Raw genomic sequence first — 16,951 nt, 5'->3', positions numbered from 1 at the left:
GATCAGACATGTCACCGCTCGTTTGTTTAAGCCGTGAATCACGACATTGGCCGGAAATCAATGGGTCCTGAGCCTAAACTCTTGTGATGGCGATACTCAATTCCTGGGGCCAGTTCCGCTGGAGCTATTACATAAAGCGCCAGGGCTGGCGGGTTCTGCTTAGCGTACTATGCTGCCCCCTACCGGAACAGGCCCCCCGATCACCATATGCATGCAATCAACTTGCAGCGCTGATCATTATCACCGCGATGTGACTTATTTGCATGTGCATGCAGGATTGATCACCGGCATAGATTTATCTATTTGCATGCGCACGCACCAACATAGGAAAGACCTCTAGTGAACTCTATCACAGTCTATTCAGACTACGTTTGTCCCTTCTGTCTCCTGGCGGAGGCACGGCTTTCCGAAGTGATCGGGGAGCGGGACATCCATGTAGAATGGCGCGCGTTCGAGCTAAGGCCCGATCCCGTTCCAACACTTCGCCCGGAAGACCCTTACTTGCCCGCGATCTGGGAGCAATCGGTTTACCCCATGGCCGAACAGCTTGGGGTCCCAATCAAGCTTCCATCCATCTCACCGCAACCCAGGACGGCAAAAGCGTTCGAACTTCTTGAGATGGCCAAGGATGCTGATAGGGCGCATGCCTATTCCATGCGCGTGATGCGAGCCTTCTTCCAGGAAGATCGCGATATAGGCGACACGGATGTCCTGATCGATCTGGCGGCCGATGCCGGTCTCGATCCCGATGCCGCCAGGAAAGCACTGGAGAACGGCACATACACAGGGCGCCATCGCGAAGCTCTGAGACACGCCCAAGGCGATATGGAAATCACGTCCGTTCCGACCATCGTTATCGGCCGCCGGACATTCCGCGGCACGCCATCGGTAAAGGACCTGACGATCGCGATTCATGATCTCGAACTGGATGCGGCACCCTGATGCGACCAGCAGCCTTTCGCCGGAGAATGAACGTGTCTTGGCTATACCTCGGCACTCCTTCAGACGCTCGACTTCCTCAGCGCAGCGCTAAAGAAGATTGATGTCGGGATCGGCTCTGTCGGGGTGGCTTATCTTGCAAACGTGCGGCTCGATCAGTCGCTTGCGCTCGCTCAAGCTATTTGGCTGGCTGTCATCATCCTTGGGGTGATATGGCTAAAGCTCGCCATAGTCCAAGGATACAGAGAGCCATGGGTTGCATCGGCTGACGCCGATCCGGGCGCGCCGCCCATTGATCGCGGCGCGCCACCAACAAATGGGAACACAGTATGACCGAAGATGTGAAGACGCGCCTCGTGCGCCTTATGAAAGAAACCATCGCCCATTCGACACAGCACGTGAAAGCGGGCGGCATTCCGTTCACCGCCATGGTTGTTGACCGGGACGGGACAGTTCTCGGGCGAGGGACCAATACTGTCACTGCGATGAATGATCCCACGGCACATGCCGAGGTCGAGGCCATCCGCGACGCTTGCCGGGCGAAACGGACCTCCTATCTGCCGGGTGCCGTTCTACTGGCCTCCGGAGAACCCTGCGCCATGTGCTACATGAACGCGCTCCACGCCGGAATCGCCGAGATCCACTATGCCGTGGATCGCGACGAAGCCGCCGGAATGGGTTTTGATTATCGGTTCACCTACTCGCTCTTCGCTCAGGACCCGCAGACTTGGCACACGCCCTCTGTCGACAGGCTGGAGGTGCCGGGAGCGATCGCGCCGTTCGAGGAGTTCCACGCCTTGCGAACATCACGACGATAGGCTTGGTTCGAATTTGCATGGACATACACCCACCGAGATCGATAAGAGGAGTGTTGCTTCACGATGTACCGCAAGAGAGAACTTTGGGAACGGCTGATCCATCAGATCGCAGAGATTGAGTCCGAGTTGGCTGCTGCCCTGCAGTCCGGCCATGGTCTTGGCCTCTCAGAATACCGTGCCCTGCGGGCGCTTTCCATGTCACCGACATCCGAACTACGCCTTCAGGAACTCGCCTCCCAGCTTCGCCTGAACCAGAGTTCAGTCTCCCGTATGGTGGAGCGGCTCGAACGCCGTCAACTCGTGGTACGCGACCCATGTCCCGATGACAAAAGAGGAATTTATGCCGTGCTCACTGACACTGGGCGCGAAGTGTTCAATCGGGCATCCGCCGACTATGAGGCTGCCCTGAACGCCGCCTTCGACCAGCATGATTACGAGGAACTTCTGGCGACGCGATTGTTCAGCGCGGATATCCGCGAGCATCGCTGAGACGGATCCGGAGCAGGGGACCATATTGCACGGATCGGTTTCAATAAACGTGAAATCAGACTGACAGCTGGGCAGCGTAAGCGTTCCAAAGGTCGAGTGCGTCAGTTCTCGCGCGGCGGTAGAACAGAGCGGGAAGGCGATATCGGCGGGTTCTGAAGATTGTGTTGATCTGATCGTGGGCGGCAAGGAATCGTTGCGCTCGGTTTGTTGACTTGAACCGGCCCATGATCTTTTTCCGCATTCGCGTCGCCCGATGTGATTCTGCGCTCCGATTGTTAGGGCCCTTGTGCGCACGATGACGCAGTGGCCCAGAACCATCCCGTTTGACCTCAAAAAGAAGCTGGAAACCATGCGGGAATACCGTAAGCCCGCGTCGAAGTTACTTCGTGAACTGAATACTTAAAGCTGGTGCGATTTCATTGGTCAGGACAAACAGCAATGGGATGAAGGCAGCGACCGATCCCCAAAACATAATAACGATTGCCCGAGAGACTTTGTTTCGTGACTTGAAACGGACCTCCATGTGTCCATGGCTAACAAGGCTGGCCAACAAATAAACATCACCAGAACGGCTACTAACGTAGCCACGGCAGCCAAGGATGCAGCCCACGACCAGCCTCTGTCTGAGTTCTGTTCAAAAATACCCTCAACCGTTTCACGAAGTGTTTTGACTGCCCAATAGTCTTCAACGATCACGAAGGCTCGGGCATAAATCACCCCGAGCATCACGTAGTCAAATGCCCAAAGTGGCAGGTAGAACGGAACCCACTGAAGCACCCATGCCTGCAACCCACGCCAGTGGGTCATGATCCCAATGTCGAACCACGCCTTCCACTCAACAAAGGCGTCGGCCAGTCCAGCCAGTCCCAGCCAAGACAGCAGCACCGCGATAACTACTGAAGGACGCAAAAACGGCTTTTTTTGATCAGTCATTCGAATCTTGGTTTAAAATGCATTTTTTCCGCCCACCCTATGCACAAGATGGGCAATTCACTAAAGGTGATCTGAGGTATTGTTTTGAAAATCAGAGCATTAATGGTGCCCCCACACGGACTCGAACCGCGGACCTACTGATTACAAATCGAGACGAGCAGCATAATCATGGTCAATTCACGCCAATTCAGGGCGTACAACCCCTTATAAACAAGACAAAATACTTCCTGTCGGCTCACTCGGGATCATCCGGGCTGTGCCCAGAAACAGTACTCAGGACGGTATTTTCAAATGGCTATCTTCAAGTTCACAGAGGCTCGGATACGTGACCTCGAATTGGGTTCAGGCATCCATAGAGATACGGATGTCAAAGGCCTACTTTGCATCTGCCACAAGACCACCAAGACGTTTGCAGTCCAAGGAGATGTAAGGCGCCAGAAGCGCCATGTTCGTACAGTCCGTATGAAAATCGGCCGGACGGATTTGGTTCGTTTGTCAGAGGCAAGAAACGAAGCCAGAAAACTCATGGCAACGATCCAATCTGGTATCGACCCCACGGCGGGTCCCGAAGCAACGGGAATGACGTTAGAACAGGCCTTGGTCACTCACCTGAGTGAACGAGACTTGTCGCCCGCATCGGTAAAAAACTACCAATATCACATGGACCAGTATCTTGGCCGTCTTCGGCGCCGTGCCGTGGCTGACATAACACGCCAAGACTGCCGAGAACTCCTTGATGCACTCACAAAGCGGCATGGACGGACCACGGGTGGCTCGGTGATGCGAACCGTTCGAGCGATCATCAACACCGCCCGCAGGCACGATGAAACAATTGAAGGCAACCCCGTCGATGCAGTCCGAGTGCCAGCAACAGCGAGACGGCAGGTCGATGAATTGGACGTGGCAGATTTTTGGGATCAGACGGAAAAGTCATCCGATGTGATGCGTGACTTGCATAGAACGTTCCTGCTGACGGGTGCCCGTCGCAGTTCTTTGCTGGGCGTAAAGCGAACTGAATTTGATCCAGAACGGGCAATTCTCACCTTCACCCATATGAAAGTCGGCGAGGCATGGTCATTCCCAACAGGTCGTTGGTTGACCGAAACGCTCAAATCCAGATTAGACAACGATGAACCTCTGGCTTCAGAATGGCTCTGGCCCTCGCCAACGTCTGCCTCCGGTCGTATTGCGGAACCAAAACGCAAGGGCATCCCCTCACCCCATGCACTTCGTCACCACGCCAGGACCTTTTTGATTGCAGCTGGTGTGCCGTATGCCGAAGGGGCTTTGCTCTTAGGCCAGAGACTTCCAGGAGCATCTGGTGGATACGTCCATCAATCCCATCTTGTCGAAGCCTTGAGGCCCCACGCCCAGGCCCTAGAGGACTATATTCTAGAATTCGTTAAATGATGGCGCGCCGCGTCAACACATTGGTATATATAGGTAATGTAAGAAGATAACCTGATTTCATCGCTGTCCATTTGGACGCACTTGGATATTGGAGTTATCAGCATGAGTAATCCACAAACTTACACCCCTTGGATGACAACCGAGGCCGCTGCCAAATACCTTTCGGTCTCGCCTGGCACCATGAACAATTGGCGTAGCAAGGGCACTGGTCCGTCTTACCGGACGGTTGGCCGGATTGTTCGTTACCACCGTGACGACCTGGACGCTTTCATAATGTCGGGGGCAGCGTAATGCGAACGATTACAGTCACACAGCACCGAGACCCGATGCCGGACTATTCAGACGAAGAAGACCGGTACGAGATGGCCAAGATGCTCCTGCAAGAGGCTGAATTGGACAGCACCGATCCGGTTGAACAGGTGATCGAGGCAAGTTGGGCTGCGGGCTTCAACGGCTTTGACGATGCCTGTCTTCGATTGCTTGCGGAGTTTCTGGGTCTTTTCCCGATTGATTGGATGCAAGACAAGCAGGGGAAAATAACCGTTCAATTCGGAACCGCTTTGGATGCGATCAACTCTAATGCAGACAACGTGAATTTCTGGGAAAATGGATATTTGCGGGACGAAGCTGCAAGACGTGAGCCGAACAGGTGGCGTATCCATGAGTCGGAGCTGGCAAGACAATTCCACCAGCATTTGACCTAAGACCTACGATCAGTTTTGGGCGACTGGCTTAAGGTTTCCTTGAGCCAGCGTTCGTTCGTGCCTGCGAAACGTTAGGTTACGGGCGCATTTTGGCACGGTATTGTTCTGGTAGATAGACCGGACTGCCAGGCTGAGCGGCTAAGGCAATCCGGTCAATACCGTATCAATTTGGAGGCCTACCATGCCTGAAAATGAGAATAGCACAGCCATGCTGAATGGCACGCCATTAAAAGATCTGCTGACGACGAAGGAAGCAGCGGCCTTGACCGGGCATCCCGCAACCACGCTGATGGCCTTTCGCAACCGTCGCAACAACACGAAATACAAGAATGCTGGTCCTGATTACGTAAAGATTGGGACAGCCGTTTTCTACGAACGTTCTGTGATCGAGGCCTACAACGCCAATCGTGCGGGGGCTTGAAATGGGTGTTCATACCGATGCGTCACAACTGACGCCCTTGCTGGCCAGTGGATACCAGCTTCTCCCTTTGCATAAGTTCTCGGCCGAAGATGAGGTCAAGGGCAAGAAACGCAAACGGGGTAAATCCCCGATCGACAGCAACTGGATGAAGCGGCACTATAAATCCCAGGACCAAATCAAACATATGGAGGCGGGGAACAATGTGGGCGTTCGTTTGCGACCCTTTGAACTGGTCTTGGATGTGGACCCAAGGGCCTTTCCTGACGGACAGACCTTGGCGTCCCCAATCAACCCGTTTGTCGAACTGGTTCTTTGGACTGGCATGGACCCCGACCTCTATTCAACCGTCGAAACTGGCTCGGGTGGCCTCCACATCTACATGACCAAGCCAGAGGCTATTTCCACCCGAGACAGCCTGAACGATCAGTTCCCCGGCATTGAGTTCAAGACGGTTGGCCGTCAGGTGGTTGCTCCTGGATCGATCCACCCCGAAACCCAGAAAACCTACACATGGAAGGCTGGCACGCCTGAGCTTGATGCATTCGGTGCTGAGGCTGCACCTAAGGCCCTTGTCGATTTAATCCGAAGACCGTCAGGCAGCGTGGCAACTGGCGGGGGCGAGCACGATCAGGAAGAACTGGCTCAGATGCTTGAACATCTGGACCCAGCCGACTTTTCAGACCACGACGATTGGCTCGCTTTGATGCAGGCTTGCCACCATGCAACGGCAGGAGATGGCCGTCAGGAGTTTGTGGATTGGTGCACACAGGACCCCGCATATGCAGATCACGGGACCCTGATCGGCATCCGATGGGACAGCCTTCACGCCGACAATGACGGAAATCGTATTACCTTCCGGACCCTGCATAAGCTGCTGAGGGACGCTGGGGCCGAAGATGCCATTCCCAGAACGCCGGCAGCAGATGATTTTGACGACGATCTGGACCAAACCGGAGTGCCAGCAGGAGCAATAACAACGCCCAAGAGGAAGCCGGTGCATGAAGGTGGTTTGATCGTCAACAAGAAGACGGGCGTAGCCCCCGACACAGCGAAGAATGCCCTAAAGGCAATTACTGGCTCCAAGCTTGATCCAAGGTTTGACGAGCTAAAGCAGCGGGTAGTTCTGATGGGTGAATTGCCCTGGGGTGAAGGCTATGGCCGTGTGCTGACTGACAAGTTGCTCTTGTTGGCCCGCACGTTCTTGATGGAACAGCACCAGCGTAAAGACTACCAGCCGTCGAAGGAAAACGTGCAGGATGCAATCACAACGGTTGCCTATTTTTACAAGTTCAATCCGATCCTGGACTATCTGGATAGCTTGACCTGGGATGGAACCAGCCGGGTGAAAGAACTCTTCACTGTCGCCTTTCAATGTGGCCGGGACGAATACACCGAGGCCGTCTCACAATGCTTTATGGTCGGGGCCGTAGCTCGTCAAAGGCAACCCGGCTGCAAGCTGGACACGATGCCAGTCATCAAGGGGCCACAAGGCTCTTTGAAATCTACGGGCATTCGGGACCTGTTTTCCCCGGATTGGTTCAGTGACGCAGAGCTTGGTGATCTTCGGAACAAAGATGCAGCCATGAACTTGGAAGGTGTCTGGGTGCATGAGTTTGCCGAATTGGCCGGTCTTCGGGCAAGTGACATGGACGTTCTCAAAGCGTTCATGTCCCGAGCCACAGACAGGTATCGGACCCCCTATGGTCGCAACACCGAGGATCATCAACGTCGTGTGGTATTTGCGGGTACTGTGAACGAGGGCGGATACCTAAGCGACCCAACGGGTGCACGGCGTTTCTGGCCGTTGGAAATGGCCTCTGGGTCCAGGGTTGATCTGGGCTGGATTGCTGAGCATCGAGACCAGCTCTGGGCCGAAGCTGACGCCTTATTCAAATCGGGCACCGATCACGTATTGCCCGAGCCTTTGTGGTCGATGGCAGCAGAACGCCAAGCTGACGAAACGGTTGATGATCCTTGGGTTGATAAGCTGGCCGCCATGCTCAGCTATCGGCAAACTGAACGGCAGGCCTTTGAGGCTGGCACGGGGGACTACGCCGAGGAAGTGATCAATGGGGAGCGGGTTGCCTCGCCGTTGCGTGAGCCTCCCCCCGCCGACAAGGTGCATACCCAGGACCTGCTCAGCTATCTCGGCTTGGAAAGCGACCGGCAGAATAAGGGCCATGCGCAGCGTTTGCGGCGGTCTATGGAAACCCTGGGCTGGAAGCACAGACGGGGCGTCAGGTTGGGTGGCCGTGTTTCAGCGGGGTATGTCCGAGCCGATGAGTGACGTTCTGGCAATCGGAGCGTATCAATTCGGTCACGGCGTTGACGGTCGTTGATCTTTGTTGACCTGAGGCGTCGCTTCTAAGGCCTTGTTTCGGAACATTTGTTGACGATGTTGATCATGTTGATCATGTTGATCTTAAAGCAATATATCTTGGTAGAATAAGCCGATTAGGCATAGGGCACGGACCAGGGCATAGGGGCAGCGTGCAATCCGGATATATATAGCGAAAACGGTCAACGAAGATCAACGTCGTCAACAAGGCAATAAAAACAATGCGTTACGGAAAGCTCCGAAAACGCCTTGTTGACGTAGAATTCTTCTAGCTTGGAAGACCGGGACTGCACAACGTTGTGAGCTGGCACACTCCCTTGTAAATCGCTGGCATACGGCCCCAACGGAACACGACATTCTGACCTCGAACGGCTACGTGGATGCTGTCCGTGAAAAATCCGAAGTCATCAGCCCGCACAGATAGGCCGCCCCATTGATACTGAATTGGGCGTTCTGGCGTCTGGGGCGTGAATGACTTCAAGGGCTTCATCGGCACCTTCCTCAGCCAAGCACAGCGATGAAGACAGAATAGGCACCCAAATGAGCTTGATGAGGATGAACCGGATCAAACCGGCCAGTGACCCGCGGATGCCTTCCAAGATTGCAGCGATCACCCGCCCCATCTACGGCGAGAAGGGTGACGAATTTCTGCTTTATCTCCGTCAGTTCGGCCACATCACCTATGCGGCCAATATGACTGGCCTGACCCGGCGGACCTTCTATGACCGGCGTGCAAAGCATCCTGACTTTGCGGAAGCGTGGGATGAGGCCCTGGCAGCTTTCGAGGAAGAATTGACCATGCGGGTGGTCCAGACTGCCTTGGAGATGGGGACTGGCAAATGGGTCCAGTGCTTCGACCCTGAGACGGGTGAACCTGAGTTGGACGACGACTTCGAGCCAGTTTATCGTTTCGAGACGGCGAGCGTCGATCCCCGTGTCCTGAACAAGCTCCTATCCCTGCGGATGAGTTCCGTGGATGGACCCGCCCAGACCAATGTCCAGATCAACAATTCCACGAGCGTTCAAACCTCCCTGCCAGCCAAACCCAGGCTCGTTCAGCCTGAAGGGGCTGTACGGAGGCCCGTGGTGAACGAAACGGCCTCGGAAAAGCGACACGACACGATCGACGCCGAAGTCGTCCAGGGGACGCCACAGGAGACCGGGGGAACATCTGATGACTGATCCGATTAACCAGATAAACCTGGTGCGGCCTGGCGGCGTTGCCACAGTGGCATTTGCCGATGGTGGCGAGACGATGCGCATCTGCTTGGGCTATTTGCATGACCCCGACGATGGTCTTCTGGCGGAGATGAAAGCCAACCGCGATCCCGTTCCCTGGCAATCCGCCAAGGTGAGAGACGAGGCAATCGGGGCAGTCGAGAGACGCAAGGACCTTGACGATGAAACCCGCACTCAATTGGTCGAATGGATCGTAGCCACGCCCTATTTTGAGGATATTTGAACCATTCGGCTGTGCTCAGTGCGGTGTTCGCCAGTAAATCTGACTGTTAAGTCTTTGTTGTGTATATTATTTTCCCAAGCTGTCCCGCGGATCTTCGATCAAATGCTGTTGACATCACAGCGCAACTGGCGCGTGCTGCCTGAGAGGCAAGTTTTTAGCGGGATGTTTCATGGAATTGATTTTGGGAGCTATCAACGGCAACTACCTTCGGAATATCACCGAAAATGCGGCCAAAGATACAGAGGAAGTCTTGGCCGCCGTAGCTTATGCCACCGACAATTCCCTTTTGTTCGATTGGTGCATCAAACACGACATTCCTTTGAAATTCTATGGGCGGCTGGATTCACAGGTTGCGGTCAACACAAACGTTCTTTCCAAGTTCTTGACTAGGAAGTCGGCAAAATTCACCTGCAAGCTTGTTGAGAAACACCATGCAAAAGTCATTTGGTGGCGGGGGTACGGTATTTACGTTGGCTCCGCAAATCTGACGGATAGCGCGTGGAACAGAAATGTGGAGGCCGGTTTCTTTATCCAAGAGCCAGACATTGATGACAATTTGGCCAGCGATATATTGCAGATGTTCTCTGTTCTCGACAAGCACGCCACGCCATTAACGCAGGAGTTGTTCGACCTGATGGTCAAACGCCAAAAATATCTGGCTAGCAATAAGCCTGACGACAAGGCGTTTTGGAACAACTCCAGCGTAAACAACTGGCACGGTTTAGTCACTACGACGCCTAAAAAGGCCATTGATGCAAAGAGGGATAGCTTTCTTGCCGAGTGGTACTCGACCCTTCAAATACTCAGAGACATTAGCAGCCAGGTAATTCTACCTGAAAACCGTCCAGCTTGGATCTCTGACGACGCTCCATCCGGTGCACAGGCCGACCAATTCCTACATGCTTTCTATTACCAAAAGACCTTCGAAGGGCAGAAGGTACGCTATCTGGACTTCTTTGATCGAAACAAATCCAATCCGGACATAGCCAGAGCGGAAGCGCTCAGGTGGTGGGCTGGCCTTAAGGCTGCACCGCAAGGCGAAGACGTCATGCTAAACACCACTGCGCCGTTCCTCAGAAACGCATTGTCTCAAGAGAACCTGCCAACCTTGAAATACGATGACTTCAAGGAGGTTTGCTATTCAGTTCATTCGATCAAAGATTATGCACGCCGAGTAAGAAATACCTCGGTCGGATTACCGTCGACCGGTGCGGCGTACGACATTCCCCAAAAGGTTGCTGCGCTCTCAAAGACGATCTGGGAGCAAAGAACGGACGCCGGGCTGGATGTTAAAGAGGTGCTTTCGTACATCTTCTACGGCGGCAAATTGGATGAGCTGCCAGATCGTCTGTGGCAGGCGATAGATGATCCGAAGTTCAAGATTGACGGCCTCGGCATCAGCGCCTTGGGGGAGCTGGTTGGTTGGGCATTGCCTGACCATTACCCGCCCAGAAATGGCAGAACGTCAAAGGCCCTGAAAGCCCTTGGATATGATGTGACTGTTCACGTTCAATAGCTTGAATCGGTCAGCCACCAACGCAGATGCTGTGCTCAATTCTGTGCTTCTGCAGTTGGATGGTCTCTATGCTTCAGAAAACAATATGTTTTAGGGGCGTTTCTCATTGATTGAATGTCAGAGGGGCGGCTTGTTGGCTTACTTGCCCGCGAGATAACGGCACGGTGTTCCGGACGCCATTTATGCCCGAGAACCGCCAATGAGTGAAGCTGCGACACGGCCAATCCCACCTTTGCCTTCAATCTCCTACGCCAAGACCCAAAAGGCCGCCAAGGCGCTGGTCACAGAGGCGCTTGAAGATTTTCCGCCGTCGCCGGACTTCTCAATGCGGGCCAATGCCGTTCGGTTGCTGGTTGGCATGTGGTTCATCCACGGCAGTATGTCCTTTCCCAGAGGTTGGGTGACGCCAGCGATGCAGGCATTTATTCAAAGGGGGATTGATTGCCCCAATCCTCGGTGCTGGCGATCTTATCGGTCAGATGTGAAAGACAACCCTGGCCAATTCCTTTCAACCCCAGGAGCACCGGTTGATCTTATCCGGCAAATGGAACTCGACCTTATGGGTGAAGCCTGAGCCAGCATTTCACGCTGCACAGTCACACGCTGGTCCCCCGCAGCAGGCAAACGCGGCATCGTTTAGCTGTTGGGTCATTTCAACTCCTTTCCCGACACCGGACGGCTAACATGTTTTTCCTTTTCAGCTAGCCGTCCGGCTCCCCGACGATCACCAACCGAGGACCGATATGGACAAGAAGGAACTGGACCAACGCATTGCTGAATTGAACGCCGAGCATGAACGCCTGAGCGGGGAACTCGACAAAGCCCGCATCGAGGCCCGAGAGGCCATGATTGCCGGGAAGAAGCCTAGCGGGACAGCAGCCGCATTGGCTGAACGGATCGCAATCGTGGACGATGCCCTGGCCGAGCTTCAAGATCGCAGCCGAGGGGCTGCCGAAAGTGCCGAACGGAACAATCGCCGGCGCCGTGCCGAGGCCGCACTTGATGCCAGCTCGAAGCGGGCCAAGCTCGCCGCCGCAGTGGATGATGCGCTCAATGCTCTGGCGTCTTCGTGGGATGCTTACGCCGATGCCCTGCGAAAAGACGTTGGGCAGGTTTCGGGTGCTGGTGGTGACCTGACCGCCGTGGAGCGGGCGCTGACGAACAACCGGGCCGCTGAGCCCCTGGTGAAAGCTCTGATCCAGTCAGGCGGCGTCAAGCTCGCCCGCACCTTTGGCATTGATACCCCGATCCGAGAACGCCACGCAATTTCTCTTGTCGATGCCGAGGCACGGGTAGCCGAAAGCCTCCGGGTGGAATTGCTCCGCATCAAGGCATCATCCCCGCAACCTTACGTTTCCCGCGAGGCACAAGCCGAATTGGAAAAGATGGAGGCCACCCGATGAGCCAGGAAGGACAACGCCACGCCGAAGAACTGGCACGGCTGGAAGCACGCAAGAAAGACCTGGAAGACGCTTTGATGCGGTTGGCCCGTGATGAAGCCGAAGCCCAGGAAGTCGCTGAATTGGCCCTGGAGGTCGAACAGCTTGAAAGCGAAGTTGAGTCCGCCCGAGCGGCGGCGAATATGGAGAAGACCATGAGCAAAGATGTGCGTAAGGCTGCACGGCTGAACCGTGAAGCCGCCGAAACCCAGCTTGATACGCTGGCCAAATCGATGCAGCAGGACGGCGAAACCTTCGAGAAAGCCTACCTGCGAGCGCTTGATACCGATATGGGCAAGGCGCTGATGCAAACCCGTGACGATGCTCAGGAACTGGAGCGGGGCGGTATCACCAGCATGGACGTGGCAGAAGCCCACAAGAACCTAATGGGGAACTGATATGGACCTGGCACCGACGCAGGGCGTGGGTTATGCCCCGATGGATACGGTCGTGCTCAATGGCCCGAATGATCTGAGCATCCGGCTCGTCTACGAGGACGAATACGGCCAGCAACAGGAACGCACCTTCAATTCCGGCGTCTGGCCGCTCCTGACGACCAAGCTGGTCGGCTACAAGTCTTGGGACGGGCAGGCTGATGCTTGGTCGTCAACGATCAGCGACCTAAGCGAACTCGGACGGAACGGCGAGTTCACGGTCTGCCGATTGGCCATGCACGAACGCGGCTGACAAACTGCCATCGCCGAAGAACAGGGAAATGCCCGCGTCAAGAATTGGCGTGGGCTTTTCCCGTCTCCGTGGTGTGTCTTGCGCGCCACACCATTATTTGCACCTTGCGGTGCAAACGTTGGAATACAGACAACCCAAAATCTGCGAATCTCCTTTTCACGGGCACCCGCGATGGGGCGTCCAAATATGAAAAGGAAAATTACCGATGATTACAGATACCCTCAACTGCGACGTCCAGGGCAAAAATACCGCCCAAGACCTTGTGCATTTCAAACTGGCTGTTGCACGTAAGAGTGTCGAGAATGGCACCGTTGAACGCCTGCGGAAGGCTGGCAAGCTCAATGAAGAAGAACTGCGTGTTATTGGCTTGGTTGAGCACCTGGTGGAGAAATACGGCTACCTCTACGGAGCGGGCCTCATCTATGCCCTTCATTACAGTATGGACTTTGCGGGCAACGACGAAGAGGCGCCGTTGAAGGCAATTGACGAAGCCGTGCAGGGTCTAATTGACGCGTTTTCTCGGCCCTATTACGCGGAGGAAGCGGCATGAATGGCATGGTGATTTCAAACGCCGTCAAATTGGAACAACGCCGAAATGAATTGTCCGACCAGCTCCATGACGCGGAAATCCAGTTGCAAGGCGAATTGGTTGGTGTTGCAGAGCAGATTGCCGAGGGCAAATCTGTACCCCCGGCAATTGCTTTGGTCTTGGCCAGGAACCGATTTCCTGACGTAGACTTTCTGGACTGATCCGAACCAATCCAAGTGGTTGCAGCCACTTGGGGCGTTATAGCCGTAGGCGACGCAGCGGGCCAGACCCGTTGCGTCGTTTCATTTTGGATGGAAATCAGTCGGAAACCTGTGCTCGATACTGTGCCCAACTGTCGACCTCTACCGAAGTGGTCGGTAAATCAGAGACTTAGCCGGACGCACTCGCTAACAAAATATCAGATAGCTATGAGGCTATTCACTTCTGCCGCCTTGCGCCCGAACGTGCTCGACCAATAGCTCACCGATGAATTCTCCCAACATTACCGGCACAGCGTTACCGATCATTCGGCCAAGAGTGTTAAAGTTGACACGCGCATCTTCAGGTAGGAACTTATAATCTTTTGGGAAACTCTGAAGCATTGCAGCTTCGCGCAAACTGATTGCGCGATCCTGATCTGGATGCCCAAAACGTCCATTTCCGAACCCATAACATTGCGTTGTCATCGTCGGTGCGGGTTGGTCCCACTCCATACGTCCATACACAGACGGATACGTCGACCCGGACGCTCGCGAATGACACGCCGCAACGAGGTTTTCGGGCCAGTCTCGCCATGTCCCCCCAGGCTTAGAATGCCGAATGCGTTCCAAGTTCTTGTCACTGAGAGACGCCGATGCATGAAGCGGATCCTTTGGGTCCGCACTTCCTGCAGCAATCTCGGGTAATTCTGAAATGGTATCTCTTACTGTCACCTGAGGCTTCGCCACCTCTGGAATGGTAATCGGGCCCAGAAGCGAAGCAACAAGAACCAATCGCTGCCTTCTTTGTGGAAGCCCAACGTCTCGACCGTCCACTACCGAGAAGTCCACATGGTAACCTGCGCCATGCAAGTCGGAAACGAAATCTTTGAAAATCTGCTGTTTTCGTAGCGGAGGAACATTCTCCATTGTCACAAGCTTCGGGCGCACGCTCAGTACAAGTTTGGAAAAAGATGAGAGTAATTCCCAATCCTCATGTGGCCCTTTCTTTCTCGCAGATTGTGAATAGGACGAAAATGGTTGGCAAGGTGCGCAACCCGCCATTAGCGTTATGTCAGAATCCTCAAAGGCCGACAGAATATCTGATGGCATAAGCGCTGAAACATCAGCCTCCAAGAATTTGGCGGCATTGTTGGCTTCCATTGGAAAACGGCAAGCTGGGTCGAGGTCAATGCCAAGACGAACGTCCACTCCTGCACGAGTCAAACCGTGGGTCAGGCCACCAACTCCGCAGAAAAGATCGACAGCCGCAATTTGAACTTCGTTGCTCATGTCGCATCTTCCTCAGGAACCAAAAAGTTCCTGTTTGTCAAAAAGTCCCGATAGCACTCCGTAACAGCCCGTAGATATGGTAGAATACGATTTCCTAGGGCGGCCAACTCATCCAATGTGATGTCGTTTGCACCATCTTCGAAAGTGCTTTCTCCGTGCGCGATCGCATTTCGACGACGCGAAAGATAGGTCAGTGCCGTAGCCTCATCCCTGTAGACGCGCTCATATGCGGCACGGCTAACCTCGGCGTCAAGATTGAGAGGGCATCCCAAGCGTTCAGCAACCTTCTTGATTGATTTATCATTCCAGCTACCCGGCTCGCCTTTAACGACAAAAGCAGTGGGGCTGTTTCCCGATGCTAGCGTCCCGCTGACCTCGGCAAGTCGCCGAACAGCTCCATCTCCCAAACGTTCTTCGCCACCCCAAATCTCGGCTCGCACCCATTCTTTCAGGACCGCTTCTGTCCATCGCCGTGGTCGTTCAGCCACAACTGTTCTGCCAACGGTTTCAAGCGTCCGCGTCGTAATTGCTTCAACGATGTTATAGAGGTGAATAAGCAAACCTGACTTGATCGTGTTTACATGGCGGACTTCAACTTGCCCATCGCCTTCAACATCATCGACCCGAGCCTGGAGCATTCTGGCAATCGTCAGATGTCGCTCGAACTCTTCTTCGCGCTCGTCAAGATATGCAAGTACGTCGTTCATTGATTCGCCAACCAGTCTCTGACCAGTTTTATGCGGCCCAGAAGCTTGCTTTTGACATTCGCAGCGTCCGACTTGGTCGCATCTTTGAACGGATCAGACTCCAAAAGTGGAGTCAGGTCCGGCGCGCGTTGAAGAAGTGATGGGTCGGCCCGCAAGGCCAACGCTGATCCCACAGCGATCGCTTCAAAACGAACACGCGGCACTTGTTTGCCTGTCTCGGACTTGGTGAAACCGTTCGGAGAAACAGCCGACACGAATTGAAGCATCGTTTCGAACTCTAGTTTCATCGCATCAGCAGTGGCCGAAGTACCATTTGCGGCGATTTCAGCAGCGATTTGCTCCCCGGTTTTCTGAACATACGCAAAATAGAAAAGCCTTGGCTCTTCCTTGTAAGTCGGAATGTCACCATCTTCATCTGATACAAAACTGCCAAGATACGCGAAGAAGCGTGTAACGAGCTCCTCACGCTCCCGTTTATCAATCAACGGCTGACTAATCGGAGTCATTTCCACAAACTCGGGCGAGTTCGAAAGAGAAATGATAAGGTCCATAAATGGTCCAGGCAGGCTACCGCGTCTCACTTCGGCTTCATTGGCCTGCGTGCCACCAGTATTGATGCGCGTGAACATCTCGGTACGAGTAATGGCATCAGTGGAATTGTCCAAGATAATTACACGAAGCGAACTGTCTGCAAACTTCAGTTGCCTCGACGGAGGCAGATCACTGTAAACCAAACCATTTGCGGCCGGCAAAGCTTCAAGATTTCGGAGGGTGATCTTGTCATTCATGAAATCGCGGATGGTCCGAATGCGTTGGGAGCCGTCAACGATTTCCATCCGGCCTTCATTGTCTTGCCAGAAGAAAACAAACGGGATCGGCAACCCCATCAGGACTGATTCAATGAACTTGGATTGTTCTTTGGGTTTCCAGATCAAGTTACGTTGGTAATCTGGGACGTAGTAGCGATCAGAATTGAGCTTTTGCACAATAAATTCAAACGAGTATTCAACCACCGTGAATTTCACAGTGCGTGAATACTCCCTGATTTGCTTCTCCGCCTCGTCGATCT

21 protein-coding genes and 1 pseudogene are annotated in these 16,951 nt (G+C 54.1%); 17 read left to right on the top strand and 5 right to left on the bottom strand.

Going from position 1 to position 16,951, the window contains the following annotated elements:
* The first annotated feature begins 339 nt into the window (after nt 1-339).
* The 3 genes from AC2FIT_RS02995 (at nt 340) to AC2FIT_RS02985 (ending at nt 2,246) form a co-directional block, all read left to right on the top strand.
* Nucleotides 340-942, top strand: coding sequence for a DsbA family oxidoreductase (locus AC2FIT_RS02995; protein WP_496826460.1), 603 nt, complete (start codon nt 340-342; stop codon nt 940-942).
* Between the two features lie 326 nt (nt 943-1,268).
* Nucleotides 1,269-1,757 carry a nucleoside deaminase gene (locus tag AC2FIT_RS02990; protein ID WP_496826458.1) on the top strand — a complete coding sequence of 163 codons (489 nt, stop codon included), beginning with the start codon at nt 1,269-1,271 and terminating at the stop codon, nt 1,755-1,757.
* 63 nt (nt 1,758-1,820) lie between these two features.
* Nucleotides 1,821-2,246 (top strand): MarR family winged helix-turn-helix transcriptional regulator, encoded by a 426-nt coding sequence (locus AC2FIT_RS02985; protein WP_496826456.1) that lies wholly within the window; start codon nt 1,821-1,823, stop codon nt 2,244-2,246.
* A gap of 55 nt (nt 2,247-2,301) precedes the next feature.
* Here the strand turns inward: AC2FIT_RS02985 and AC2FIT_RS02980 are convergent.
* Nucleotides 2,302-2,544, bottom strand: a pseudogene (locus tag AC2FIT_RS02980) (IS6 family transposase); the annotation flags it as partial.
* Between the two features lie 125 nt (nt 2,545-2,669).
* A complete protein-coding gene (locus tag AC2FIT_RS02975) occupies nt 2,670-3,179 on the bottom strand; it encodes a hypothetical protein (RefSeq protein WP_496826454.1) in 510 nt (169 codons plus the stop codon).
* 291 nt (nt 3,180-3,470) lie between these two features.
* Here AC2FIT_RS02975 and AC2FIT_RS02970 point away from each other — a divergent pair, with 291 nt between their 5' ends.
* The 14 genes from AC2FIT_RS02970 to AC2FIT_RS02905 all read left to right on the top strand — a co-directional run bounded on the left by AC2FIT_RS02970 (nt 3,471) and on the right by AC2FIT_RS02905 (nt 13,906).
* Nucleotides 3,471-4,589, top strand: coding sequence for a site-specific integrase (locus AC2FIT_RS02970; RefSeq protein WP_496826452.1), 1,119 nt, complete (start codon nt 3,471-3,473; stop codon nt 4,587-4,589).
* 102 nt (nt 4,590-4,691) lie between these two features.
* Nucleotides 4,692-4,880: a helix-turn-helix domain-containing protein gene (locus tag AC2FIT_RS02965; RefSeq protein WP_496826450.1), complete on the top strand. Its 189-nt coding sequence runs from the start codon at nt 4,692-4,694 to the stop codon at nt 4,878-4,880.
* Entirely contained in the window at nt 4,880-5,293 is a 414-nt protein-coding gene (locus tag AC2FIT_RS02960; protein ID WP_496826448.1) for a hypothetical protein, read from the top strand. The genes AC2FIT_RS02965 and AC2FIT_RS02960 overlap by 1 nt, the downstream gene beginning before the upstream one ends.
* Nucleotides 5,294-5,474: 181 nt before the next feature.
* A complete protein-coding gene (locus AC2FIT_RS02955; RefSeq protein WP_496826446.1) occupies nt 5,475-5,714 on the top strand; it encodes a helix-turn-helix transcriptional regulator in 240 nt (79 codons plus the stop codon).
* Between the two features lies 1 nt (nt 5,715).
* On the top strand, nt 5,716-8,001 hold the full coding sequence (locus tag AC2FIT_RS02950; RefSeq protein ID WP_496826444.1) for a VapE domain-containing protein: 2,286 nt from the start codon (nt 5,716-5,718) through the stop codon (nt 7,999-8,001).
* A 591-nt stretch (nt 8,002-8,592) separates the two neighbouring features.
* Nucleotides 8,593-9,234, top strand: a complete 642-nt coding sequence (locus tag AC2FIT_RS02945; protein WP_496826442.1) for a hypothetical protein — start codon at nt 8,593-8,595, stop codon at nt 9,232-9,234.
* The gene (locus AC2FIT_RS02940; RefSeq protein ID WP_496826440.1) at nt 9,227-9,514 is read left to right on the top strand and encodes a hypothetical protein; all 288 of its coding nucleotides are present in this window, start codon (nt 9,227-9,229) and stop codon (nt 9,512-9,514) included. The genes AC2FIT_RS02945 and AC2FIT_RS02940 overlap by 8 nt, the downstream gene beginning before the upstream one ends.
* Before the next feature lie 169 nt (nt 9,515-9,683).
* Complete coding sequence (locus AC2FIT_RS02935) at nt 9,684-11,030, top strand: phospholipase D family protein (protein WP_496826438.1); 1,347 nt, start codon at nt 9,684-9,686, stop codon at nt 11,028-11,030.
* Nucleotides 11,031-11,229: 199 nt separating this feature from the next.
* On the top strand, nt 11,230-11,604 hold the full coding sequence (locus AC2FIT_RS02930; RefSeq protein ID WP_496826436.1) for a hypothetical protein: 375 nt from the start codon (nt 11,230-11,232) through the stop codon (nt 11,602-11,604).
* A gap of 169 nt (nt 11,605-11,773) precedes the next feature.
* Nucleotides 11,774-12,433 carry a hypothetical protein gene (locus tag AC2FIT_RS02925; RefSeq protein ID WP_496826435.1) on the top strand — a complete coding sequence of 220 codons (660 nt, stop codon included), beginning with the start codon at nt 11,774-11,776 and terminating at the stop codon, nt 12,431-12,433.
* Nucleotides 12,430-12,867, top strand: coding sequence for a hypothetical protein (locus AC2FIT_RS02920; protein WP_496826433.1), 438 nt, complete (start codon nt 12,430-12,432; stop codon nt 12,865-12,867). Before AC2FIT_RS02925 ends, AC2FIT_RS02920 begins: the two co-directional genes overlap by 4 nt.
* A gap of 1 nt (nt 12,868) precedes the next feature.
* Nucleotides 12,869-13,156, top strand: coding sequence for a hypothetical protein (locus AC2FIT_RS02915; protein ID WP_496826431.1), 288 nt, complete (start codon nt 12,869-12,871; stop codon nt 13,154-13,156).
* Nucleotides 13,157-13,361: 205 nt separating this feature from the next.
* The gene (locus AC2FIT_RS02910; RefSeq protein WP_496826429.1) at nt 13,362-13,706 is read left to right on the top strand and encodes a hypothetical protein; all 345 of its coding nucleotides are present in this window, start codon (nt 13,362-13,364) and stop codon (nt 13,704-13,706) included.
* A gap of 50 nt (nt 13,707-13,756) precedes the next feature.
* Nucleotides 13,757-13,906 (top strand): hypothetical protein, encoded by a 150-nt coding sequence (locus tag AC2FIT_RS02905; RefSeq protein WP_496826427.1) that lies wholly within the window; start codon nt 13,757-13,759, stop codon nt 13,904-13,906.
* 213 nt (nt 13,907-14,119) lie between these two features.
* Here the strand turns inward: AC2FIT_RS02905 and AC2FIT_RS02900 are convergent, their stop codons facing one another.
* Genes AC2FIT_RS02900 through AC2FIT_RS02890 form a run of 3 tightly spaced genes read right to left on the bottom strand, consistent with a single transcriptional unit; the run spans nt 14,120 to nt 16,907 of the window.
* Entirely contained in the window at nt 14,120-15,175 is a 1,056-nt protein-coding gene (locus AC2FIT_RS02900) for a DNA cytosine methyltransferase (RefSeq protein ID WP_496826425.1), read from the bottom strand.
* On the bottom strand, nt 15,172-15,882 hold the full coding sequence (locus tag AC2FIT_RS02895; protein WP_496826423.1) for a hypothetical protein: 711 nt from the start codon (nt 15,880-15,882) through the stop codon (nt 15,172-15,174). The genes AC2FIT_RS02900 and AC2FIT_RS02895 overlap by 4 nt, the downstream gene beginning before the upstream one ends.
* Nucleotides 15,879-16,907, bottom strand: coding sequence for a DUF262 domain-containing protein (locus AC2FIT_RS02890; RefSeq protein WP_496826421.1), 1,029 nt, complete (start codon nt 16,905-16,907; stop codon nt 15,879-15,881). Before AC2FIT_RS02890 ends, AC2FIT_RS02895 begins: the two co-directional genes overlap by 4 nt.
* Nucleotides 16,908-16,951: the final 44 nt, after the last annotated feature.

The sequence above is a fragment of the Ruegeria sp. YTSA135 genome (assembly GCF_059610165.1).
This window is presented reverse-complemented; position numbering and strand designations above follow the sequence as displayed.

Bases quoted from the DNA above. Each gene is read 5' to 3' on its own strand.
- AC2FIT_RS02990 (WP_496826458.1), top strand. From the start codon at position 1,269: ATGACCGAAGATGTGAAGACGCGCCTCGTGCGCCTTATGAAAGAAACC.
- AC2FIT_RS02985 (WP_496826456.1), top strand. From the start codon at position 1,821: ATGTACCGCAAGAGAGAACTTTGGGAACGGCTGATCCATCAGATCGCA.
- AC2FIT_RS02975 (WP_496826454.1), bottom strand. From the start codon at position 3,179: ATGACTGATCAAAAAAAGCCGTTTTTGCGTCCTTCAGTAGTTATCGCG.
- AC2FIT_RS02970 (WP_496826452.1), top strand. From the start codon at position 3,471: ATGGCTATCTTCAAGTTCACAGAGGCTCGGATACGTGACCTCGAATTG.
- AC2FIT_RS02965 (WP_496826450.1), top strand. From the start codon at position 4,692: ATGAGTAATCCACAAACTTACACCCCTTGGATGACAACCGAGGCCGCT.
- AC2FIT_RS02960 (WP_496826448.1), top strand. From the start codon at position 4,880: ATGCGAACGATTACAGTCACACAGCACCGAGACCCGATGCCGGACTAT.
- AC2FIT_RS02955 (WP_496826446.1), top strand. From the start codon at position 5,475: ATGCCTGAAAATGAGAATAGCACAGCCATGCTGAATGGCACGCCATTA.
- AC2FIT_RS02950 (WP_496826444.1), top strand. From the start codon at position 5,716: ATGGGTGTTCATACCGATGCGTCACAACTGACGCCCTTGCTGGCCAGT.
- AC2FIT_RS02945 (WP_496826442.1), top strand. From the start codon at position 8,593: ATGAGCTTGATGAGGATGAACCGGATCAAACCGGCCAGTGACCCGCGG.
- AC2FIT_RS02940 (WP_496826440.1), top strand. From the start codon at position 9,227: ATGACTGATCCGATTAACCAGATAAACCTGGTGCGGCCTGGCGGCGTT.
- AC2FIT_RS02935 (WP_496826438.1), top strand. From the start codon at position 9,684: ATGGAATTGATTTTGGGAGCTATCAACGGCAACTACCTTCGGAATATC.
- AC2FIT_RS02930 (WP_496826436.1), top strand. From the start codon at position 11,230: ATGAGTGAAGCTGCGACACGGCCAATCCCACCTTTGCCTTCAATCTCC.
- AC2FIT_RS02925 (WP_496826435.1), top strand. From the start codon at position 11,774: ATGGACAAGAAGGAACTGGACCAACGCATTGCTGAATTGAACGCCGAG.
- AC2FIT_RS02920 (WP_496826433.1), top strand. From the start codon at position 12,430: ATGAGCCAGGAAGGACAACGCCACGCCGAAGAACTGGCACGGCTGGAA.
- AC2FIT_RS02915 (WP_496826431.1), top strand. From the start codon at position 12,869: ATGGACCTGGCACCGACGCAGGGCGTGGGTTATGCCCCGATGGATACG.
- AC2FIT_RS02910 (WP_496826429.1), top strand. From the start codon at position 13,362: ATGATTACAGATACCCTCAACTGCGACGTCCAGGGCAAAAATACCGCC.
- AC2FIT_RS02900 (WP_496826425.1), bottom strand. From the start codon at position 15,175: ATGAGCAACGAAGTTCAAATTGCGGCTGTCGATCTTTTCTGCGGAGTT.
- AC2FIT_RS02895 (WP_496826423.1), bottom strand. From the start codon at position 15,882: ATGAACGACGTACTTGCATATCTTGACGAGCGCGAAGAAGAGTTCGAG.